The sequence below is a fragment of the Lacticaseibacillus songhuajiangensis genome, from assembly GCF_003946025.1.
Classification (GTDB): Bacteria; Bacillota; Bacilli; order Lactobacillales; family Lactobacillaceae; genus Lacticaseibacillus; species Lacticaseibacillus songhuajiangensis.
In genome coordinates, this window is sequence record NZ_RHNR01000019.1 from 14,546 (window position 1) to 35,799 (window position 21,254).

The window sequence follows — 21,254 nt, forward strand, 5'->3', positions numbered from 1 at the left end:
GACCGCATACTGCAGATTCGAGCGACTAACTGGTCTACATTCACCACAACTATTTTTAGCCGTCTCGGCTCACCAATGCCGCTTAACACCGCCCTTGCGCGTAAACTGCAGCCAATTATCCTGTTATCGTTTTCAGCAACCGCTTGCAAATTCGTGGAGATATGCAATACTAAACCCGTTAACCAATCTAAAAATAGGGGTGTTTTATTGTGAAAATTAAAGCTGCATACGTTGAAAAGCAAGGTGCACCGTACGAAATTCGCGATGACATTGATCTCTGCGAAATGGGACCTGATGACGTTCAGGTCCACATGGTTGCCACCGGGATCTGCCACTCTGACGAGGCGCTGCGCATTGGGGACGCTACAATCGACTACCCCATCGTGCTTGGCCATGAGGGTAGCGGGATTGTCGAAAAAGTCGGCCCAGAAGTTACCCAAGTCAAGCCTGGTGACCACGTGGTCCTGAGCTTTTACGCTTGCGGGCAGTGCAAGAGCTGTCTCAAGGGGATTCCAACCCAGTGTGAGAACTACGCCCACAATAACTTGTCCGGTATCCGGCCGGATGGCTCCAGCCACTTCACGCTCAATGGCAAGCACGTGGCCGACATGTTCGACCAGAGCTCCTTCACCAGCACCACCGTTGTGCGTGAACGCAACGTGGTGAAGGTTGCCAAGGACCTCGACTTGCGCAAGCTCGGCCCACTGGGTTGCGGCTACGTCACCGGTTCCGGCACCGTGCTCAACACCCTGCAGCCAAAGCCGGGCGACACAATTGCCGTCTTCGGTACCGGTGCCGTTGGTCTGGCTGCCATGATGGCCGGCCGCATCTCCGGTTGCGTCAAGGTCATCGGAATTGACATTGTCGACTCCCGCCTCGAACTGGCGAAGGAACTCGGCGCCACCGACACGATTAACTCCAAGGGCATCGACGTTGTGAAGGCTGTTCAAGACCTCACGGACGGCCGCGGCGTTGACTGGGCTGTCGACACAACGGGTGTAACCGCCGTGATGGAAAACTCCATTAAGGTGCTTGCCCAAGGCGGCACAACAGCCACCATTGCCGTAACCCCACACCACATTGACGTCGACACCTGGAACGACCTTTGCGTTGACGACAAGAAGATTGTCGGTGTTAACATGGGTGACTCGATTCCGCAGATTGACGTACCGCGTCTGATTGAGTTCTACAAGATGGGCGTCTTCGACTTCGACAAGACAGAAAAGTTCTACCCATTCGACCAGATTAACGAAGCTAGCGCGGACTCCAAGTCCGGCAAAACCATCAAGCCAGTTCTGGTTATCGACGAAGACTACAAGCCTGGTGAATAATTGCACAATTCTGCATGTAAATAACACTTCAGTCTTGAATTTTGGCTAAGATCGGCTCATGATGATGGTGATCATTGGAGGTGATCACTATGGCAGCAATTATTGGTGTTTTACTCGTTGTGATGGGTGCGTACGAGTTGTACTCATCCCCACGCATGTTCATGCGCATTGAAACCGAAACTGGTACTGCCGAAGAGTCCCCAGCTTTCATGGGCACCGTCTTCACCAGCATCGCTGTCGGCTTGTTCTTAGTCATCGCGGGAATCGCCGCATTCGGCTTTTTCGCATAATCTCCGCAACATCGGTCCGCGAGAGCGAGCCGATTTTTTGTTGCCTGCAAACATCGTGAGAAGCTGGAATACTGTCACTCCTCCCCACTACTTTTAGGCTAGGTCATCTCGTCAATGAACAGCACTCACCATCTTTACTGTCGCCGTCGCGCTTAGGGGCTGGGCCGGATTAGCGGAGTGTTCAGGGCCAGACTGGTGAAAAGAATATTGTTTGAAGACGCGTAGCGGCTTCGCACAATATTCTCGGGAGCGCAGATTTGACGTGGGTTTCGGCAAATCTGCCAGCGGAAGACCAAAGGGCTGGAGCCAGTCGACCTTGGCGCTTTAGCGCCTAGAGAGATGGACACCGAAGGGCGGTCCCCACCAGTCTTGCCCTGAACGCGGAGCTAATCCGGCCCAGCCCCGGTGGTCCTACAACAAACTACATAAAAAGGCAGACCGCGATGGCCTGCCTTTTGCAACAATCTAGTTTACTTACCGTATTCAGCCAACATTGCGGGCAGTTCTTCCGCCGTTGGGTAGGACTTCTGCGTTCCGCGGCGCGTCACCGTCATGGCAGCGTACTGGTTCGCGTGCTGCAAGGCAGTCGCCACATCTTCGCCTTCGGTGTAGTAGTGCGCGAAGGAACCGATGAAGGAGTCGCCGGCACCCGTGGTGTCCACCGCCTTGACCTTCATGCCCGGAACAATTTGCTCGTGGTCCTTATCAACCCAGAGCGCACCCTTACTGCCCAGCGTGATAATCAGGTTACCCACACCCATGTCGATAAGCTTGTGCGCAGCGGCCTTAATGCCGTCCAGCGTGTCGGTTGGCATGCCGGTCAGCGTTGCCAGTTCCGTTTCGTTAGGTGTAAAGAATGCCGTGCGGCTCACGTAGTCGATGTTCAGGTGTTCGTTGGCTGGCGCCGGGTTGAGCAGCACGGGCACACCGTACTTTTCACCGAGTTCAATCGCGTGGTAGTTCGTTTCCAGCGCGATTTCCTGCTGGAGCACAATCAACTTGGAACCCTTAATTTGGTCAACCTTGTGATCCAGGACTTCAGGGGTCAGTTCCTTGTTGGCACCCTTGATGATGAGAATCCGGTTGTCAGACGTGGGGTCAACAAAGATTGGCGCAACACCACTGTTTTGTGTGCCAACACCGATGCCATCGGTGCGGATACCGCTATTCTGGTAGTTTTCCAGTTGGTTCTTCCCGAACTCATCGTGACCCACCATCGTGATGAAGTTCACATCGGAGCCCAGACGTGCTGCGGCCATCGCCTGGTTCGCGCCCTTACCCCCGAAGCCCATTTCAAAACGTGGTGCCTCAATCGTTTCCCCTTCAACCGGCATGCGGTCGATGTAAGTTGTCAGATCAATCATGTTAGAACCAATTACAGTAATGTCAGCCATTTTGTTTTCCTCCTACGTCTCGCTTGTGATTAGTGTTCCAGACCCGTTGTGACCGTGAAGCTGCGCTTTTCCAGCGGCTTAAGCATGATGAGTGTGCCCGCCTTGGTTGCGGCTGCCTTGCCTTCTGGTGTGCTGGTGCCAGGCAGTGCAAAGGCTGCCACCTGCTGGTCCGCATTGTAAAGGATCCAGCGCGTCACGATTGGGAATTCCGCCGTCTTGAACTTGGTCAGGAAATTGTGCTGATCGTCCAAGTGCATCCGGAACTGCGCTTCGTCCGTGAAGTCGGTCAGGTTCTTGGAGAAGAACACAATTTCAGGGTCATAGTGGGCCTTGTCGTCCAGGTCGTTGATCAGTTCACCGGAAGCCTTGAGCTTGTCGTTGTAGGCAAGCCAGTCTGGTGTTGGGTGCACGTGACTAGGAATCGTCTGGCGCAGCTGGAACGCTTCGTCAGGCAAGTTCTGCTCAATGTGGCCACCGTCTGCGTAGGCATAGTTCATGTGGCACATGTACTGCAGCGGCATTGGCTGGTAGTTAGACAGGTTCGTCACGCTCAGCTTGATGTCAAAGAGGCCGCTGTCCGCATGCATCACTACGGAAGGTTCGCTCAGGTAGTGGTCACCAAAACCCTTCACGTATTCGAAGTCGGCGTGAATGGTCAGCGTCTGGTCATCGTCAATGGTGAGGTAGGCGTGGTCCATTTTGCTGGTTGGGAACTCACCGTGCAGCTGGTAGTTGTCTTCAGGCGCTGGGGTCCCGTTGCCCAGCAAACCAGAGGTGAACTGGAAGCAGCCGTAAGTATCCGCAATGCCTTCACCAGGAAGTGGCTGGGAGAACATGTCCTTCATCTTGAGGGAGATGCCATCGAAAATGGCGTCCCAGATAATCAGGCCCATGAATGGCAGCACGGTCAAGTGGCCGCGACTGTTCTCGATGGTCAGTGCCTCAACCCCAGATGGGTAAGTGAAGGTCGTGGCCTTAAAGTTCTTGCTTTCGTACAGCGCAAATGGTGCCTTAGCGAACATTTCGTGAGTTAAGTTCAATTTCTTCATGATTTAATCCCTCCAGATTTTTCCTAGTTTTGTGTTTGGTGCTTGCGGTAGTAGCTAAATGCATAGATTCCAACCAGCGCGAAACTGATGACGTTAACGACAAAGGAGATGGACATAGAACCCGTCTTGTCGGCCACAATCCCCTGCAAAAGTGGGGTGATGGCGCCGCCGATGATGGACATGACGATGATGGCCCCAGCCGTTTCCGTGTAGCGCTTGTCCTTAACGGTATCCAGCGTCTGCGAGTAAATGGTTGGCCAGCCCGGTCCGAATAAACCGCTTGCAAGAACTGCGAAATAAACCGCAGTGATGTTCGGCACGAGCATCACGTAGATCAGTGCCAAAGTACCGACGATGGCGAACCAGCCGAGAACGCGGGAGCTGGCGAACTTCTTCATCAGGCTGGTGGCAATCAATTTGCCGGCGAAGAAGGCGATGTAGCTGTAAACCATGAAGGTTGAGGCATCGCGTTCAGTGATGGACTTGCTGAAGGTCATGGCGAGGCTGATGGTAAATGACCAGACCGCCGTCTGCATGCCGATGTAGACGAATTCGGCACCGATACCCTTCATGAAATCGTGGTTGTGGATCAGGTAGTGGATTGTTTCACCAATTTTGGCGCCGCTCGCCTTTTGCGTTTTTGCGGCGCGCGGCTTGCCGCTTGGGAACTGCGTCAGTGCGAAGAGGAAAATTCCGACGAGCAGCACCATGATGATGTACTTGTATGGCAGCAGCGTTTGTTGCAGCATCTTTTGCCCGTAAGCCAGGCGCGCAGCACCATGCATGGAAGCCATGGTCTGCTCAAGACTTGCCCCATCGCTGAAGACCAGGTACTTGCCCATCAGAATCCCGATAACGGCGCCCACTGGGTAGAACACTTGGGAAATGTTCAGCCGCACCGTGGACTTATCCTTCGGCCCCATGAGGGTACTGAAGGTGTTGGCACTGGTTTCCAAGAAGCTCAGGCCACACGCAATGGCGAACAGCGCAATGAGGAACACCCCATATGTTGCCAGGTGGGAAGCTGGGAAGAACAATGCACACCCAACCGTGTACAGCACCAGCCCCGTAATAATGGCGAACTTGTACGAGGTCCGTTTAATCACCCGGGACGCCGGAATGGCGAGAATGAAGTACCCCAGATAAAACGCGCTCTGCACGAAGGCGCTTGCAACATTACTTAAGGTAAAAATCGTCTTGAACTGCGTGATCAAAATGTTGTTCAAACTTGCCGCTGCGGCCCACATCGGAATCAGGAGGGACAGCAACATGAACTGGAACACCGGTGTTCGGTCCAAGTACCCATCGTCTAATTCTTTGGCACGTAACTTGAACAGTCCGAACCCTTTTGCCTTCCTCGCCTGTGTTACTGGCTGTGCTTTTTCCATGTTGTGTCTCCTCCTCTAGCTGCGACGAAAGGTGTTCAGAACCCGGAGTATAAGGTGGTGACGACGGAAATCCCGTTTTTAGGATTTCTGTCGTCGCTGCCTTATACATGAGGGTTCCTTTCAGTGTCCATTGCACTATCCTTGCTAAAGCGAGGAGTGCAATTGGCTACCTTTCGGCGCGCGACCACTATTGTAATGTAATTGCTTATTCCTTACCGATGATCTTCATGCTGGCACTGACACCCAGGCGGGTTGCCCCGGCGTCAATCATGGCCTGCGCTTCGGCTGCGGAGTGGATACCACCGGAAGCCTTGAGTGCGGCGCGGCCCTTAACGGCGGCCTTCATGAGTTCGATGTCGTGCACCGCTGCCCCGCGAGTGGAGAAACCAGTTGAGGTCTTCACAAAATCTGCCCCAGCGGCTGCAACAAGTTCGCTAGCCTTACTGATCTCGTCGTCGCTCAGCAGTGCGGTTTCAATGATGACCTTAACCAGCTTGCCTGCTTCGTGGCCCGTCTTCACAACAGCGGTAATGTCGGCAGAAACAGCGGCGTAATTGCCAGCCTTCATCTCGCCGATGTTGATGACCATGTCGAGTTCGTCGACACCATCCGCGATGGCCTGCTTTGCTTCAGCAACCTTGATGGCGGTTGTGTTGGCACCCAGTGGGAAACCAATAACCGTCGCGGTCTTGACGTCCGTGCCCTTGAGCATGCCGTGGACCTTAGCGACCCAGTATGGGTTAACCATGACGGAGAAGAAGTGATTGTCGATGGCCTCATGTGTGACCTTCTCGATTTGCGCCTCAGTTGCTTCAGGCTTGAGCAGTGTGTGATCGATGTACTTGTTGAATTCCACGATTGTGAAACCCCTTTCTTTTTGACGAACAAATCATAACAAGTGTTATGCACATTTGTAAACCCCTAATTTGAAATTTTGTTCAAAAAAAATCCGGTGCAAAATTGCTTATGCTATAATTATTGTCATTAAGAGCCGTTAAATCGGGATTGGAAGGGATACCATTGCCTGAAATTGATGCCAAAAAAAATCGTGTCGAGCTGGCACTCAAAGTCTGTCACCTCTATTACGAGGATGAATTAAGCCAGGGCGACATTGCCAAGCGCCTGCAGATTTCGCGACCAACCATTTCACGCCTACTGCAGTTCGCACGTGATCAGGGGCTGGTTCAAATTAAGATTGCTGACCCCCTCAAGGATCTCAACTTCCTCGGTGCGGAGCTGGAGGCTAAATTCGGACTGAAGAAGGCGCTCGTCGTGTACGACGCCAGCGGTGACGAAGCCCACATTAACGACAAGCTGGGCGCCGCGACTGCTGACTACCTTGATTCAATCGTCCGCAATGGCGACCGCATTGGTATTAGTTGGGGACACACCATCGAGGCAGTGGCTAACCACCTGCATGAGACCAGTCGCACCGGCGTCCAAGTCGTGCAACTGAAAGGCAGCGTGTCTGAATCCAACATCAATAACTTCGGCAGTGATATTCTGAGCAAGTTCGGTGCCGCCTTCCACACCAGCGCACTCAATCTCCCCTTGCCCGTTATTTTTGACAATGCCGTGACCAAGGACATCGTGCTCAAGGACCGTTTCATCGATGCCATCATTCAGGCCGGCGTGGAAACCAACATCGCCCTCTTCACTTGCGGTACCGTGCGTAATGACTCGCTTTTGTTCAACCTCGGTTACCTCAAAGATGATGAAATTGCGCGCCTGCAGGAAAGCGCAGTTGGTGACATTGTTTCCCGGTTTATTGCGGCAGACGGCACAATTGCGGACAAAGACATCAATGACCGTACCGTCGGCATTCAGCTCGCCAAGTTGCGCGACAAGGAGTATGCTGTACTCGTTGCCGGTTCCACCAAGAAACTCGATTCCGTCCGTGGCGCACTACATGGCGGCTACGCAAACGTGCTGATTACGGACGAGCGGACGGCAACAGATTTGCTGAAAATGTAATTTGTCGTTATTTTCATGTGGACTTTTCTTCAATACCATGGTCTCGCGCTGTCGACTAGCAATTATGCCAGCAAGAGGCTATGGGTCCTTAAACAGGGGCATTTTGTACTTGAAAAGCATCCGGCCAAAATGGCCCGTCTTAAAAAAATAATTTTTTACAGGAGTGACTCACAATGCCATTTATGAAAATTGATATGTTAAAAGGTCGCAACCCCAAAGAAATTCAGGCAATTCTGGATATTTCCTATCAAGTCATGCTGGCTGCCTTTGACGCACCAGACGGCGACCGCTACCAAATCGTCACACAGCACGAGCCGTACGAAATGCAAATTCTGGACACCGGTCTGGGCATCAAGCGCACAAACAAGGTCCTGATTTTTAGCCTGACCACCCGCCCACGGACTCAGCAACAAAAGGAAAATTTCTACAAACAGTTAGTTGCCGCACTTCATGAACAGCTGGACATTGCGCCTAGTGATGTCATGATTAACCTGACCGTCAATTCCGATGCAGACTGGAGCTTCGGCCTGGGACGCGCACAATTCCTGACGGGAGAGTTGTAATCTCATTACGTTAAAACACCGGTCAACCACCATCGTTAATGCAAGTGATTAAAAAGCACCACGGTATCCTGGCTTGGCGCCTGCTTACACTGAAGCAGGCTAATTGGCACCTAGTAGTGCCTGTATGCTAATGGTTGTGTTCCCGTGCTTGCAATATGTGCTCAACGAAGGCGCTCGGCAGCATCCCCCCACTAATTTGCACTTTAGTGTTTGAGGCAGAGTGGCGAAGTCGATTGCCACGCAAAGAGCATGAAGCGCCAGGACAACCGACGTTTTCGACCATCTTGTCCTAGTTCTTCATGCTCGGAAGAAATTTGTTTTGACCGGATTTCGAGAAATTTTAGTGCTAACCAAGCCTACCCGGCGTATGCGACTTCACGCTTGCGGAATCGCCCCACTCCAGACCAAACCTGATGCCGTACACTATTCTCAACGCTCCATTGCTAATAAAAAGGCCGAAGCAACGCTGCTTCGGCCTTTTCGTGTACCTATAATGACTACAATTCACTCCCGTCAGACGCGATGAGCTGCTTGTACCAAGCAAAAGAATCCTTCAAATAGCGCTTGCCGCTCCCCTGACCGGCATCATCCTGATCCACGTAGATGAGGCCATAACGCTTGGCCATTTCCCCCGTCGATGCGGAAATGAGGTCGATTGGCGCCCACATCATGTAGCCAATGACGTCAACACCGTCCTCAGTGACCGCCTTTTCCATCTGCTCAATGTGCGCGCGCAAGTAATCAATGCGGTACTGGTCGTGGACGTGGCCGTCTTCTAGCTTGTCGTAGGCACCAAAGCCATTTTCGACAATCATGATTGGCTTGTGCCAGCGATCTTCCATCCAGTTCAGAATCCAGCGCACCCCAATCGGGTCAATCTGCCAGCCCCAGTCGCTCTTGGGCAGCGTCGGGTTGTCGACCAAGTCATGGTGTTCGTCGAACTCCAGCTTGCCGTCCGCACGTTCGGCGGTGGCAAACGACATGTAGTAGGACATCCCCATGAAGTCCACCGTGCCGCGCCGCAGGATATCGGCATCCGCTGCGGAGACGGGAATATCGTAACCCTTTTGCGCCCAGTACTTGCGCAGCCACTTCGGGTACTGGCCCAAAGCGTGCACGTCCCCGAAGAAGTAACGGTACTGCATGGCGCGCATCGCTTCCATCTGGTCGGCCGGCTTGGCTGTCAGTGGGTAAATCGGCACCATGGCCAGCATGCCACCAATTTGCAGTTGCGGATCAACCTTACGCGCGGCCAGAACGGTCTTCGCGCTGGCAACCAGCTCGTTGTGCACGGCCTGGAACATGGCCTCCTCGGCATTTTCCCCCGGCTGCAGTTGCAGACCAGAATCCTGCAGCAGGTGGTGCGGCAGCCCCCAATCGGACTGGTTATCAATCTCGTTGAAGGTCATCCAGTAGTGCACCTGGTCGTGGAAGTTCTCGAAGCAGACACGGGCGAACCGCACGAAGAAATCAATCAACTTCCGGTTGCGCCAGCCGCCATATTCTTTCACCAGATGAATCGGCATTTCAAAATGCGACAGGGTAATCACCGGCTGAATTCCGGCATCGAGCAATGCCTGGAACATCTGCCGGTAGTGGTCTAATCCCGCCTGATTGGGTTCTTTTTCATCCCCATTCGGGAAAATGCGGGTCCAGGCAATGGACGTCCGGAAGGCCTTCATGCCTAGTTCTTGGAAACGTTTAATGTCTTCCGGATAAGTATGGTAAAAATCAATCCCCCAGTGGTTCGGGTAAATTTTGCCAGCTTGCACCGTGTCCGTGAACTTGCGCACCGGTTGGGTGCGGCTGGCGGCCTGCATGACGTCGGCAATGCTGACGCCCTTGACGTCCTCTTGCCACGCACCTTCGACCTGGTGAGCAGCAACTGCACCGCCCCACAGAAAATCAGCGGGCATCTTCGTTCCTTGAGTCAATTGCACTCCTCCTATCAAAAAAGGGTCAGCTAAATAAGCCGGCCCGTTAACATATTCACTTGTTTGTTGTTGTTTTACTTAGCTAAACGCTTGTACAGGTCAACAATCTCCCCGGCAAGGTCGCGGAAGGTAATGGCGTTCATCAGGTGATCTTGAGAATGCACCGTCAGCAGAGTCACCTTTGCGTGGTTGCCCTTGGCTTCTTCCGTCAGCATTGCCGTTTGTGAGTTGTGCGCCTCAATCAGGAAGTCGTCGGCTTCCTTCAGCTTGGCATCCGCCTTGTCAAAGTCACCCGTTTTGGCAGCTTTAATCGCCTCAAAGGCGGAGCTCTTGGCGTTCCCACCGTTAACGATGAGACCCATAATCACTTCTAAGTCTTGTTCTTCTGCCACGAGTGCTTACCTCTCCTATTCAGCGGGTTCGGTCAGCTTCAGTGCTGCCTTAAGCACGTTGGCGCCATTCATCAGACCGTAGTCCTGCATGTTAATGACTTCAACCGGAATGTCGAGGCGCTTTTGCAGGTCGTCAAACATGTAACGCACCTGTGGTCCGAGCATGAGCACGTCGGGGTGCTCGCTCTCCAGTTCCTTGTCAATTGCGTTTGATGCCGTGGCAAAAATTTTGGCGTCAATGCCCTCTGCCTCGGCGGCTTTTTGCATCTTGTTAACTAGCAAGCTCGTGGACATCCCCGCGTTGCATGCCAGCATAATGGTCTTTTCAGCCATGATTAAAACTCCCTTTCACATCAGAATGGATCATTGGCCTATAACGGAATCGCTTTCATCTCTACGCCCGTTAGTGTAATACGTGGGTACAAATTTAGCAAGTGCTTACAAATATTTTTTTGTGATGACACGTCAAGCGCGGTCTGACGGCAATCACGTGCAAAAGCTCCCCTTTTGCGGCCGCTAAAGGGTACAATTAAGGCAACAATTTGCAGAAGCGGGAGATAATTATTGATGTATCACGAAATCGCGAACGACATTATTAACAAAATCAACCAGGGCGACTTCGATACTAAGTTGCCTACCGAACAAGAACTAATGGCCCGCTATGGTGTTAGTCGCAATACTATTCGCCGCGCAATCGACGTTGTCTACCAGCGCGGCCTATTGCGGCGGGTGCAGGGCTCCGGTTACTACATCAATCGCCAACCGAGTGCGTCCAAAGCCATCATGAATCTGTCTGCCGGCACGGGGAACGCCATGCACAGCGCCGAAACCCACCTGACGTCCAAGGTCGTGACCTTCGACAAGGTGAACGTTGACCATGAATACGCGCGCCTAATGCACGTCCCCGATGGCACCGAGATGTACCGGGTCGTTCGCCTGCGGTCGCTAGAAGGTGAGCTCTACTGTTTGGAGCAAGCGTACTTTCTGACCAAGCTCATCCCAGTGCTGACGGTTGAGGCTGTGAATGACTCTATTCTCACCTTTCTCAAGGAAACTTACGCCATCACGCCAACCAGTAGCGACGATTTCGTCAGTGTTGAGCAGCTCACCGCGGATCAAGCGAGTTTGTTGGAACGACCCGTCGGTGACAGCGTGCTTTGCCTCAGTCAGCTAAACTACTGCGGGAATGGTACCTTCTTCAATTACTCCATTACGCACTATGTCTACCCAGGCATTCACTTTTACTTCCACGCGGCACCGCTGGCTAGTAACTAAAAAAGAGTCGACCACAACGGTCGTGCATTGATATTCTTTCGAATTCCATGCCGGCGGATCCTACGGTGTCCGTCTCACTAGGGGATAAATCCCCAAGGTCGACTGGCTCTGACCAATCTGAATCAAGGTGAGAATCCGGCCACCTCCGCTTCGCTACGGATGTAGGAGAGTACGTGCTGATGCACTACTCTCCCAGCATCCAAACGTGGACCGCAATGCATCTCCCTCCGCCTAACACAATCAGGGCCATATTCCCAAGTTCGGGGAATACGGCCCTTACGTTAGTGCTCGGGAGCTAACCGCATTGTGGCCCACTCTCTTTCTATTGGTGAATCTCCACATCCGCGATAATCGTGCTCGTGTTGTACGGAAAATGCGTGGTGGAATATTCGAAGGGCTCGCCTTCCTCGGTGTAACTAATCTGCGTAATCGCCAAGACGGGATCGTTGAGCTCTGCGCCCAGCGCCTCCACATCCTCAGCCGTCGCCTTAATGGCGTAGACTTTTCGGTGCGATCCCGCAATGTGCAGATGCTTTTCGTCAGCCAGGTGGCGGTAAATCGACCCTTTCAGCACCTCTTCGGTGATGGTGGCAATTTTGGTCGGCATAATGGTGTGCTCATAGGCATACACGCGGCCATCAACGTAACGTACCCGCCGAATGACGTAGACCGGCTCACCGGGGCCGATGAGTAGCTTCGCTTGCTCATCTTCTGTTGGCAAGCGCGCATCCAGCCCCAGCACCTTACTGGTCACCTTGCGTCCAGAATAAGTCAGCGTCGTGCCAAAGGGCTTGTCGATGGTGGACTCCAAGCTGCCATCATTCAGGTTGAAGTCTTTGCGCAAGAAGGTCCCAGCACCGCGCTTGGTGTACACGACCCCTTCCGTGACCAGCGACTGAATCGCCTTGCGAATGGTCATCCGGGTCGTGCTGAACTGGCGTGCCAGCGTTTCTTGATCAGGCAAAAGATCGCCGGGCTTGTACTTGCCATCCGTGAACATTTTCTTTAAACTGCTGGAAATTTCCTCGTATTTATACATATCGCGTTTCCTCTGCACTGATACGGCATCAGCGCCCCTGTATCAACATTTAAGTTCAGCTCTAGTTTACGCCAGAAGGCTAAAAAACGCCAACACTAGCGTAAAAATGTATATACTTTTTCAAATAAAACACTTTACAATCGAAATGTAAGCCCTTATACTAGACCCATATTGAAGGCCCAACAAGCATTGTCATGCGCGGCCCGCATGACGGCGTGAATTGGGGTCATCACTACCGGCACATCTCTACAAGATCTGGCCACGGCGCCGCTGGCAGTATTTTGACTCACCTTCACCCACCCCGACCCAAGTCTGCACCTACCTGCCCCGGCAGTGTGCAAAACACTTGGTGTCGTCAACAATTCCAGTCGTAAGACCCAGGCGCAGCCGGGCGCTTACGGCTTTTTTATTTTGTTGCACTCACCTCAGGCAGGTTCCGGATTGCCTGAGTGCGCAGCCTTTCCGAGGAGGATTCACGATGACAAACGCACTGCCTAAAAACTTCTTATGGGGGAACTCGACCTCCAGCATGCAAACCGAGGGTGCCTATAACTTGGACGGCAAGGGACCATCAGTTTATGACATCAAGCCCGCCACCGCCGACAGCAGCGATTGGCAGGTCGCCATCGACGAGTACCACCGCTACGATGAAGACGTCCAGCTCATGGCCGACCAGGGGATGAACTGCTACCGATTCCAGATTTCCTGGAGCCGCGTTTGCCCCGCCGGCGACGGCGACTGGAACGAAACTGGCATCCAGTTCTACGCTGACCTGATTCAAGACCTCATCGCCCACGGTATTACCCCGATGATCTGCCTTTACCACTTCGACATGCCGCTTGCCCTGGCACAAAAGTACAACGGCTTCATGGACCGCCACGTGGTGGACGCCTTCGTGCGTTTTGGCCAAGAGATGATTGACCGCTTCGCCGACCAGGTGCCGTACTGGATTACCTTTAACGAGCAAAACCTGTACTCAATGACCAACGTTTTTGACATCGCCGGTTACATGGCAGGTCCGCGCAGCGACAATGATATGCTGCTGATGGCGCACCACGTCATGGTTGCCCACGCCCGCGTTGCCAACTACCTGCACGAACACACCAGCGCTAAAATTGGTGGCATGCTGGCCTACAGCGAAGTCTACCCGGCCTCTGCAGCCCCGCGCGACGTGCTGTACGCCCGCCGCATTGACGAATTCCTGAACCGCAACTTGCTCGACGTTTTCGCTTATGGCCGCTACTCCACTGAATTTCTGCGGTTCGTGGACCGCCACCAATTCAATATCGACTTCACTGCTGCCGACCAGGCGGCTTTTGCTGAACTTAAGAGCGACTACATTGCCTTCAGCTACTACCGCTCCGACGCCATTAACAGTAGCAAGGTCCCCATTAACACCATTCCAAACCGCTACCTCGATTACGGCAGCGAAGCCGTCCCCGGTCTTCCGGCGAACGAATGGGGCTGGAACGTCGATCCGCTCGGCTTCCGCGACATCCTCACCAAGGTGTACAACCAGTACCACCTGCCCATGTTCCCCATCGAAAACGGGATTGGCGTCCGCGAAGAGTACCACGGCACCACTATCCAGGACGACTACCGGATTGATTACCACCGCCAGCACATCGCCGCCCTTAAGGACGCTGTTTTTGAAGATGGCGTCCAAGTGATGGGTTACCTAGGTTGGGGGCTCATCGACATCCCCAGTTCCTCCGGCAACATGGACAAGCGCTACGGCATGGTTTACGTGAACCGCACCAACCACGACCTGCGCGATCTCCGGCGCATTCCCAAGGCCTCTTACGCTTGGTTTAAGCAAGTCATTGCTAGTAATGGTGCAGATCTAAATTAATAGAACTAAGTGCACCACAATGCGCTTAGTCCGCGAGCACTAAGGTAAAACGACACCATTCCCGCACTAAGGAATGGTGTCGTTTTGGGTTAGGCACAGCGGACTGCATTGTGGTGCAAGATAATAGCCCGAACCGTGATGGTCCGGGCTTTTTACTGTCAAAGTTCAAGTTCCAAAAAGAAAAGTATATACTTTTCAAATAAAAGTATTGCATGTAATCGTTTTCCGTGTATACTTTAAGTCGTTGACAAGGTGTTAACGCTTTCTAGTTTAGCACCAGGGGTTCGTTTTTTCCGCAATTTTACATTCACGGGTCTTGGGGGCACGAGATCCAAAAGCCACTTTAACTAATATCTTAAGGAGATGGAATTTCATGGCTTTGGAAGATACCAAATTCGGCAAGGGGTTTATCAAAGTTGCCGTTGCCATTGGGAATGAGATTCACTTGCGTTCCCTGCGTGATGCGTTCGCAACCATCATGCCACTCTACATTCTGGCTGGGCTGGCAACGCTGATTAACAACACGGTGTTCCTCTGGTTGTTCAAGGGCGACACGCTCGCCAAGGTGCAATACTGGGGCACGATGCTCGCCAACGCGACACTCAATATTTCAAGTTTACTGATTGCAACCATGATTGGTTACTTCCTCGCGAAGAACCGCGGCTTTGACAAGCCACTTGCTGCCGCCATGGTCTCCATGGCAACGCTGGTTGTCATGATGCCCAACACCGTTAACCTGATTCCCGACGGCGCTAAGAAAGCCGTCGACGTCAGTGGTGTGCTGAGCTACAGCAACATGGGTACTGGCGGCATGTTCGCCGGGATCATCATGGGTCTGCTGGCAACGGAACTGTTCATCAAGGTTTCCAAAATCAAGAAGCTGCAGATTTCCCTGGGCGACCAAATTCCACCTGCAGTTGCAGACTCCTTCAACGTGCTGATTCCAATCATCCTGGTGCTATCCTTCTTCGCTATCATTTCTGCCCTGCTCTTTGGCTTCACGGGTATGAACCTGATTAGCTTGATCACCACCTTCATTCAGGAACCATTACGTGGTGTCGGAACTGGGATTGTCGGGACCCTCATTATCTACACCCTGGCCAACCTCCTCTGGTTGTTCGGGATTCACTTCTCCGTTATCTACAGTGCCATCCTTGAACCACTGCTCATCATCAACATCGTGCAGAACACCGCTGCCTTCAGCGCCGGCCACGCAATTCCTAACGTCATCAACCTGTCGCTGGTTCAGTCTTTTGCCCTGATTGGTGGTTCTGGTGGTACGCTCTGCCTGCTGATTGCGACCTTCATCGCTAGCCGCAACCGTGCTTCCAAGAACGTTGCCCGCCTCGCCTTTGTTCCTGGCCTGTTCAACATCAACGAACCAGTTATCTTCGGCTACCCAATCGTTTACAACGTTTCGCTGATTTTTCCATTCATCTTCCTGCCATCCTTCGGGATCTTCGTCGCTTGGCTGACGACCGTCCTCGGCTGGATGAAGCCAATGGTCATTCAGGTCCCATGGACGACCCCAATGTTCCTTAACTCCTTCCTGGCCACTAAGGGTGACTGGCGCGCACCACTGATTCAGCTCGTGGTCTTCATCTTCGGGATTCTGCTTTACATCCCATTTGTTAAGATTAACGATAAAGTTGTAGCCCGCCAGGTTGCCGCTGAAGCTGCGGCTAAGGACTAAGCACCACAATTTTCCAAAAGCGATAACCTAACACTGAGCTTCCCGTAATGGGGAGCTCTTTTTTACGGTAATATTTCTGGAAAACACACGGATAAATTCCGCCAATGGCTGTCCACAACACTAAATGCGACCGATTCATGTTATACTTTGCACACAATTACTCAGTTTATGAACGGAATTGTGCCACCGCGACTGCTCAATTAATATTGTTTTATTTATGGAGTTCACTATGTCAAAAAATGCCCTTATTTACTGTGTCACCCGTACCCACGTTCACTTCACCGCCGAATCACTCTATTCCGTCCTCAAGCACTACAGTTCACAAGAGCCACTGGACGTGTTGATTGTGAGCGATGACTTATGGGATCGCGACCGTGATTTTATCGCCGCGTTGCCGCAAATGACCAATCAACCAAAAGTGAAGGTACAATTTGTACCAACACCTCACATCTATATCGCCCAAATCCAAGACATGCTAAATCAACACCCAGATTCCCCCGCGATGTGGTTCTGGCGCCTATTTATGCCCTTTGCACGACCAGAATACGACCGTTACCTGTACCTGGATAACGACACAATGATTCGCGGTGACATCACACCCATTTTCAGTATCATTGCCAAAGACAAACCCCTGGCAGCCGCACGCGATTTTTATTACCGGCTGTATCCGAATTTAAATGACCAAGACGCGTTCAACCTGACGTCCACCGCTAATTACGTCAACAGTGGCGTGATTTTAACCAATGGCCCCGTTTTGCGTGCCACCTTGCCCGTTCAGAAATGGATTGACGCCATTAATGCCGGTTATTACCGGTTCTGGGACCAGACCATCCTCAACATTGTGGGTGAAAACAAGATCCAATTCCTTCCTGGGACGCTCAACTACCAGCACGAGCAAATGTGGTTAAACATGGTGATTGCACCAGACGAATACAAGCAGGCAATCGCCAGCTAGGCGCCGAATGTCCTCATCCGCCATTTTGCAGGCGGCAGTGGGTCCTATCCCTTCATGCCTTGGGACCACGCCGTTGTTAAGGACCATTGGGAAGCCGAGTACTGGCAAAACGTCGCTGAACTGCACCAACTCGGCGCACTCTTTGCACGCAACGCGCATCCTGATGAATGGTGAAGAAACGCACGCAAAAAGGCCGACGCAAAATGCGTCGGCCTTTTGTATCCATATTACTATACCAGCAGTGACTGCAGTCCCGCTGCCAGCAAACCACCAGCAATTGGGCCACAGATTGGTACCCAGGCGTAACCCCAGTTAGCGCCGCCTTTGTTCGGGACTGGCAGAATGGCGTAAGCCAGGCGCGGTGCGAAGTCACGCGCTGGGTTAATCGCAAACCCGGTGGTGCCACCCAACGTCTGCCCAACCACGACAATCAGCAGGCCGACAATCAGCGGCTTGAGGCCGGTTGTGAAGTTCCCCAGGTTCAGCAAGCTGAAGATGAAGAAGAAGGTCGCAATCGTTTCACTCAAGAAATTGAACAGTGGGTTCGGAATTGCCGGGCCCGTCGCGAAAATGCCGACGGAGTTGCCGTCTTCAGCCGTTTTGGCCGCCTTGAAGTGCGGGTAGTACTGAATAATGACGATGACTGCTCCGACAAAGGCACCGGCGAACTGGCCAAGCAAGTAACCCGGTACGTCCTTCCACGGGAAGAAGCCAAAAGCCGCAAAGCCGATGGTTACAGCCGGGTTCAAGTGTCCCTGCGTGCCGAATGCAGCCGCAACGTAAACCCCGAAGGTCACAGCGAGACCCCAGGCCAGGGCCACAAAAGTCCAGTTTGATTTCTGGGCATAACTGCCCTTCAAACTCATCCCAGCACCACAGCCCACCCCAAACACGATGAGGACCATGGTACCGAGGAATTCACCAAGAAAACCGCTCATTGGAATACCCTCTTTCTTCTATTTAATCTTCAGTGGTGCCAGCTGCGCCTCAATGTCGCCGCGACTCACATCCGCGGCGGCAAGTGAGGCGGCCGTGTAGGCACCTTCCACCAACGCCACGTCGTACAGGTGCACCGGCTTATCCGCGAACTCGATGGCCATTTCCAGATTCATTTTGGCGCTACCGAGGTCGTAAAACGCCAGCAGCTCGTCGCCGTCGTTAGCAGCGATGGCCTGGGAAATTTTGTCCATACTCGTCCCCACGTCGCCGTCGTCCGTGCCCCCCGCGTAAGTGATGGACACGTCGCCGGCCACCTGCTTAAGCAGTGTGACGACGCCCGCGGCAATGCCTTCAACGTGCGAGACAACCAGAATGCCTAAACTCATGCCAGCACCCCCGCGTTCAGCAGCGCGCTGAACAAGTAGCCACTCGACATGGAACCTGGGTCCAAATGTCCGGCAGAGCGTTCACCAAGGTAGGACGCGCGGCCCTTGTGTGCAACCAGTGGTGCCGTGGCGTTCACCGCGTCGTCGATGGCAGCCTGATCCAGCTTGCCATCCTTAACCGCCTGCACGAGTGGGGTCCATACGTCAACCATGGTCTTGTCGCCGACTTTGGCACCGCCACGCTTTTCAATGCCAGCCAGTGCCGCGGTCAACAGTTCGCCAAGGTCGTCCGTGTCCTTGCTCTTCTTGGCCATTTCCAGAAACGCCGTCCCGTAGAGCGGGCCGGAAGCCCCGCCGACCTTACTGATGAGGGCCATCGCGGTGGTCTTGAACACCGTGGTCAAGTCTGGGTCAGCCAGCTTGGCAAGGGCTTCCTTAACGGCGGTTAAGCCGCGCGCCATGTTGCCACCGTGATCGGCATCCCCAATGGGGGTGTCCAATTCACTCAGGTAATCCTTTTTCTCTTCAATTGTAGCTGCGAACAAGTCGAGCCATTTTGTTGCTGTTGCACCGTTTAACATGTGAAAACCTCCTTACCAAGCAATCGTCTCAACGGGGTAGTTGAGGTAGTCGAGCCACTGGTCATCCGCGAGTTCAAAGAAGGTCAGGGACAGACCCGCCATGTCGATGGAGGTCATGTAGTTACCCACCTTGGTGAATGATGGTGTGATGTTCTTAGCTGCCAGTGCGTCGAGAACGTCGTGACTGAAAATGTACTGCTCCATCAGCGGCGTTGCGCCCATCCCGTTAACGAGCATGGCGTACTTCTTGCCGCTTTCAAAGTGGAACTCGCTATCGAGCTTGCCGAGCAGTTCTTCGGTCAGCGCTTTAGACGTCTTAATCTTCTCACGGCGGTAACCTGGTTCGCTGTGAATCCCAACCCCGTACTCGATTTCGTCATCGGCGAGGGTGAAGCCAGGCTTGCCGGCTTCAGGCACCGTAGCAGCGGAAAGCGCAACGGCAATCGTCTTGATATTTGGCAGCACCTTTTGGGCGAGCGCTTCGATTTCATCGAGACTGGCCCTCTGGTCGGCGGCCGCACCGAGGATCTTGTGCATCAGCACCGTGCCGGCCACGCCGCGGCGCCCCTGCGTGTAGAGACTATCTTCAACGGCGATATCATCGTCGACCACGATGGACTTCACTTCAATGTCGTCCAAATCGGCGAGGTCCTTAGCCATGTCGAAGTTCATCACGTCACCGGAGTAGTTCTTCACGATGAGGAAGACACCCTTACCGTGGTCAGCCGCTTTGATGGCTTCGTAAATCTGGTCTGGCGTTGGCGAGGTGAAGACCTGTCCGGCAACCGCCGCGCTCAGCATCCCCTTGCCCACGAAACCGGCGTGGGCAGGCTCATGGCCGCTACCACCACCGCTGACCAGGCCCACCTTGCCGGCCATGGAGTCCTCATCGCTGCGGACCATGGCGGTGGTGCCGTCAATCTGGCGCAAGTACTGCGGGTACGAACGGACAAGGCCGTCGACCATTTCGGGAACAACATCTGCTGGATTGTTAATAATTTTCTTCATCGTGACACTTTCCTTTCCTGCCTTTGATATGCCCATTGTAAATGGTTGCGCTTTCAAGAACAATCGACAGTTTTGAATTAGTGTATAGTTTTGACGGCGCGCCCCGCGCTATAATGAAGCACAGTAATGGGAGGAGGCGACAAAATGCAGATTATCAACGAGGCAGCCAGCGCACTGGACGACGCTATGCAGGGCATCATCATGAGCTATCCGCACCTGCGGCAGGTGCCTGGCACCCGCGCGGTTTATGATTGGCGGTTCAAGGACGACACGGTGCCACTCATTGGTGGCGGCGGTAGCGGCCACGATCCGGCGCACTGGGGCTACGTGGGTGATGGCATGCTGACGGCGGCGGTCATGGGGCCAATGTTCATTCCGCCCACCGCGGCCGACATCGTGGCCACCGTTAAGACGGTTACCAAGCAAAAGCGCGCCTTCTTCATCGTGAAGAATTTCAAGGCCGACGTGGCATCGTTCGGTGCGGCCGCGACCACCCTGCGCGCGGAGGGCTATGACATCGGCACCTGCGTGGTGGCCGATGACATCTCAGTCGACACCGGCTCACTGATTCCACGTCGGCGCGGCGTTGCCGGCACCATCTTGGTCCACAAAATTCTCGGAGCGGCCGCCCGCCACGGCGCCGACATCCCCGAGTTGCGGATGCTGGCAGCCAAGCTGGCACCGGAAATCAAGACCATCGGTTTCTCTTTCAGCGGCGCGCAGATGCCCGGCCACGACGACTACTCCTTCGACTTGCCGGCGAACGCCGTTGCGTACGGCGTGGGTATCCACGGCGAGCCTGGCTACCGAGTTGAACCCTACACCAGCTCCGAACTCCTCGCCCGTGAACTTCTCGGCAAAATTCGTCAGTCCTTCCGCTGGCAAGCCGGCGACCAGCTGGCCGTCTTCATCAACTCCCTGGGCGGCACTGCCGTCATGGAGCAGATGATTTTTGCTAGCGATGTGCAGCAACTGCTGGCACTGGAACCGGTTGCCGTACCCTGGCGGAAGGTCGGCACCTTCCTGACGTCCAGCGGCATGCACGGGCTGTCGCTGAGCATTTTGCGCTTGAGTGACCCCGAATGGCTGGAGGCGTTGCGGGAAGATGTGGATGTGGCCAGTTGGGTGAACTAGTCGCGCTTGATTGGAACGTAAATAGGACCCGCAACTCCTGGGGATGGGAGTTGCGGGTCCTATTTATGTTAGCGCAA

21 protein-coding genes are annotated in these 21,254 nt (G+C 53.6%); 9 read left to right on the top strand and 12 right to left on the bottom strand.

Translation table 11 applies throughout. The features are described 5' to 3' along the window. Nucleotides 1-209: 209 nt before the first annotated feature. Together EKM97_RS06095 and EKM97_RS06100 are read left to right on the top strand one after the other, a co-directional pair. Nucleotides 210-1,331 carry an NAD(P)-dependent alcohol dehydrogenase gene (locus EKM97_RS06095; RefSeq protein WP_125571505.1) on the top strand — a complete coding sequence of 374 codons (1,122 nt, stop codon included), beginning with the start codon at nt 210-212 and terminating at the stop codon, nt 1,329-1,331. Between the two features lie 89 nt (nt 1,332-1,420). Next, nucleotides 1,421-1,621, top strand: coding sequence for a hypothetical protein (locus EKM97_RS06100; RefSeq protein WP_125571506.1), 201 nt, complete (start codon nt 1,421-1,423; stop codon nt 1,619-1,621). A 470-nt stretch (nt 1,622-2,091) separates the two neighbouring features. Here the strand turns inward: EKM97_RS06100 and rbsK are convergent, their stop codons facing one another. The 4 genes from rbsK to deoC form a co-directional block, all read right to left on the bottom strand. Beyond that, nucleotides 2,092-3,015, bottom strand: coding sequence for a ribokinase (gene rbsK, locus EKM97_RS06105; RefSeq protein ID WP_125571507.1), 924 nt, complete (start codon nt 3,013-3,015; stop codon nt 2,092-2,094). A 29-nt stretch (nt 3,016-3,044) separates the two neighbouring features. Next, a complete protein-coding gene (locus EKM97_RS06110; RefSeq protein WP_125571508.1) occupies nt 3,045-4,064 on the bottom strand; it encodes an aldose 1-epimerase family protein in 1,020 nt (339 codons plus the stop codon). A gap of 23 nt (nt 4,065-4,087) precedes the next feature. Continuing rightward, on the bottom strand, nt 4,088-5,452 hold the full coding sequence (gene fucP, locus EKM97_RS06115; protein WP_125571509.1) for an L-fucose:H+ symporter permease: 1,365 nt from the start codon (nt 5,450-5,452) through the stop codon (nt 4,088-4,090). 205 nt (nt 5,453-5,657) lie between these two features. Next, nucleotides 5,658-6,308: a deoxyribose-phosphate aldolase gene (deoC, locus tag EKM97_RS06120; RefSeq protein WP_125571510.1), complete on the bottom strand. Its 651-nt coding sequence runs from the start codon at nt 6,306-6,308 to the stop codon at nt 5,658-5,660. 164 nt (nt 6,309-6,472) lie between these two features. On the opposite strand from deoC, the gene EKM97_RS06125 reads away from it, so the two are divergent. Then, the gene (locus EKM97_RS06125; RefSeq protein ID WP_225419229.1) at nt 6,473-7,426 is read left to right on the top strand and encodes a sugar-binding transcriptional regulator; all 954 of its coding nucleotides are present in this window, start codon (nt 6,473-6,475) and stop codon (nt 7,424-7,426) included. 173 nt (nt 7,427-7,599) lie between these two features. Further along, complete coding sequence (locus tag EKM97_RS06130) at nt 7,600-7,989, top strand: tautomerase family protein (protein WP_125571511.1); 390 nt, start codon at nt 7,600-7,602, stop codon at nt 7,987-7,989. Between the two features lie 497 nt (nt 7,990-8,486). Here the strand turns inward: EKM97_RS06130 and EKM97_RS06135 are convergent, their stop codons facing one another. From EKM97_RS06135 to EKM97_RS06145, 3 genes are all read right to left on the bottom strand, one after another. Then, nucleotides 8,487-9,923, bottom strand: a complete 1,437-nt coding sequence (locus tag EKM97_RS06135; RefSeq protein ID WP_125571512.1) for a 6-phospho-beta-glucosidase — start codon at nt 9,921-9,923, stop codon at nt 8,487-8,489. 74 nt (nt 9,924-9,997) lie between these two features. Next, complete coding sequence (locus tag EKM97_RS06140) at nt 9,998-10,285, bottom strand: PTS lactose/cellobiose transporter subunit IIA (RefSeq protein WP_125571528.1); 288 nt, start codon at nt 10,283-10,285, stop codon at nt 9,998-10,000. Nucleotides 10,286-10,330: 45 nt separating this feature from the next. After that, nucleotides 10,331-10,648 carry a PTS sugar transporter subunit IIB gene (locus tag EKM97_RS06145; RefSeq protein ID WP_125571513.1) on the bottom strand — a complete coding sequence of 106 codons (318 nt, stop codon included), beginning with the start codon at nt 10,646-10,648 and terminating at the stop codon, nt 10,331-10,333. 234 nt (nt 10,649-10,882) lie between these two features. Here EKM97_RS06145 and EKM97_RS06150 point away from each other — a divergent pair, with 234 nt between their 5' ends. Next, nucleotides 10,883-11,590, top strand: coding sequence for a GntR family transcriptional regulator (locus EKM97_RS06150; protein ID WP_125571514.1), 708 nt, complete (start codon nt 10,883-10,885; stop codon nt 11,588-11,590). 322 nt (nt 11,591-11,912) lie between these two features. On the opposite strand, the gene EKM97_RS06155 is transcribed toward EKM97_RS06150, so the two are convergent. Continuing rightward, entirely contained in the window at nt 11,913-12,629 is a 717-nt protein-coding gene (locus EKM97_RS06155) for a GntR family transcriptional regulator (protein WP_125571515.1), read from the bottom strand. A gap of 478 nt (nt 12,630-13,107) precedes the next feature. Here EKM97_RS06155 and EKM97_RS06160 point away from each other — a divergent pair, with 478 nt between their 5' ends. From EKM97_RS06160 to EKM97_RS06170, 3 genes are all read left to right on the top strand, one after another. Beyond that, nucleotides 13,108-14,481, top strand: a complete 1,374-nt coding sequence (locus tag EKM97_RS06160) for a glycoside hydrolase family 1 protein (RefSeq protein ID WP_125571516.1) — start codon at nt 13,108-13,110, stop codon at nt 14,479-14,481. Between the two features lie 379 nt (nt 14,482-14,860). Further along, a complete protein-coding gene (locus tag EKM97_RS06165; protein WP_191985988.1) occupies nt 14,861-16,174 on the top strand; it encodes a PTS sugar transporter subunit IIC in 1,314 nt (437 codons plus the stop codon). A 229-nt stretch (nt 16,175-16,403) separates the two neighbouring features. Then, nucleotides 16,404-17,129: a glycosyltransferase gene (locus EKM97_RS06170; protein ID WP_164507457.1), complete on the top strand. Its 726-nt coding sequence runs from the start codon at nt 16,404-16,406 to the stop codon at nt 17,127-17,129. 230 nt (nt 17,130-17,359) lie between these two features. Here the strand turns inward: EKM97_RS06170 and EKM97_RS06175 are convergent, their stop codons facing one another. Genes EKM97_RS06175 through dhaK form a run of 4 tightly spaced genes read right to left on the bottom strand, consistent with a single transcriptional unit; the run spans nt 17,360 to nt 20,043 of the window. Beyond that, the gene (locus EKM97_RS06175) at nt 17,360-18,067 is read right to left on the bottom strand and encodes an MIP/aquaporin family protein (RefSeq protein WP_125571519.1); all 708 of its coding nucleotides are present in this window, start codon (nt 18,065-18,067) and stop codon (nt 17,360-17,362) included. A gap of 18 nt (nt 18,068-18,085) precedes the next feature. Next, nucleotides 18,086-18,454, bottom strand: coding sequence for a dihydroxyacetone kinase phosphoryl donor subunit DhaM (dhaM, locus tag EKM97_RS06180; RefSeq protein WP_125571520.1), 369 nt, complete (start codon nt 18,452-18,454; stop codon nt 18,086-18,088). After that, nucleotides 18,451-19,035 (bottom strand): dihydroxyacetone kinase subunit DhaL, encoded by a 585-nt coding sequence (gene dhaL, locus EKM97_RS06185; RefSeq protein ID WP_125571521.1) that lies wholly within the window; start codon nt 19,033-19,035, stop codon nt 18,451-18,453. Before dhaL ends, dhaM begins: the two co-directional genes overlap by 4 nt. Before the next feature lie 12 nt (nt 19,036-19,047). Beyond that, entirely contained in the window at nt 19,048-20,043 is a 996-nt protein-coding gene (gene dhaK / locus EKM97_RS06190) for a dihydroxyacetone kinase subunit DhaK (RefSeq protein WP_125571522.1), read from the bottom strand. Nucleotides 20,044-20,187: 144 nt separating this feature from the next. Between dhaK and dhaQ the strand changes: the two genes are divergently transcribed. Next, on the top strand, nt 20,188-21,177 hold the full coding sequence (gene dhaQ / locus EKM97_RS06195; RefSeq protein WP_125571523.1) for a DhaKLM operon coactivator DhaQ: 990 nt from the start codon (nt 20,188-20,190) through the stop codon (nt 21,175-21,177). The last annotated feature ends 77 nt before the right edge of the window (nt 21,178-21,254 follow it).

Coding starts and splice junctions, on each gene's coding strand:
- EKM97_RS06145 (WP_125571513.1), bottom strand. CDS start 10,648: ATGGCTGAAAAGACCATTATGCTGGCATGCAACGCGGGGATGTCCACG.
- EKM97_RS06140 (WP_125571528.1), bottom strand. CDS start 10,285: ATGGGTCTCATCGTTAACGGTGGGAACGCCAAGAGCTCCGCCTTTGAG.
- EKM97_RS06110 (WP_125571508.1), bottom strand. CDS start 4,064: ATGAAGAAATTGAACTTAACTCACGAAATGTTCGCTAAGGCACCATTT.
- rbsK (WP_125571507.1), bottom strand. CDS start 3,015: ATGGCTGACATTACTGTAATTGGTTCTAACATGATTGATCTGACAACT.
- EKM97_RS06100 (WP_125571506.1), top strand. CDS start 1,421: ATGGCAGCAATTATTGGTGTTTTACTCGTTGTGATGGGTGCGTACGAG.
- dhaQ (WP_125571523.1), top strand. CDS start 20,188: ATGCAGATTATCAACGAGGCAGCCAGCGCACTGGACGACGCTATGCAG.
- fucP (WP_125571509.1), bottom strand. CDS start 5,452: ATGGAAAAAGCACAGCCAGTAACACAGGCGAGGAAGGCAAAAGGGTTC.
- EKM97_RS06170 (WP_164507457.1), top strand. CDS start 16,404: ATGTCAAAAAATGCCCTTATTTACTGTGTCACCCGTACCCACGTTCAC.
- dhaL (WP_125571521.1), bottom strand. CDS start 19,035: ATGTTAAACGGTGCAACAGCAACAAAATGGCTCGACTTGTTCGCAGCT.
- EKM97_RS06160 (WP_125571516.1), top strand. CDS start 13,108: ATGACAAACGCACTGCCTAAAAACTTCTTATGGGGGAACTCGACCTCC.
- dhaM (WP_125571520.1), bottom strand. CDS start 18,454: ATGAGTTTAGGCATTCTGGTTGTCTCGCACGTTGAAGGCATTGCCGCG.
- dhaK (WP_125571522.1), bottom strand. CDS start 20,043: ATGAAGAAAATTATTAACAATCCAGCAGATGTTGTTCCCGAAATGGTC.
- EKM97_RS06175 (WP_125571519.1), bottom strand. CDS start 18,067: ATGAGCGGTTTTCTTGGTGAATTCCTCGGTACCATGGTCCTCATCGTG.
- EKM97_RS06150 (WP_125571514.1), top strand. CDS start 10,883: ATGTATCACGAAATCGCGAACGACATTATTAACAAAATCAACCAGGGC.
- EKM97_RS06155 (WP_125571515.1), bottom strand. CDS start 12,629: ATGTATAAATACGAGGAAATTTCCAGCAGTTTAAAGAAAATGTTCACG.
- EKM97_RS06130 (WP_125571511.1), top strand. CDS start 7,600: ATGCCATTTATGAAAATTGATATGTTAAAAGGTCGCAACCCCAAAGAA.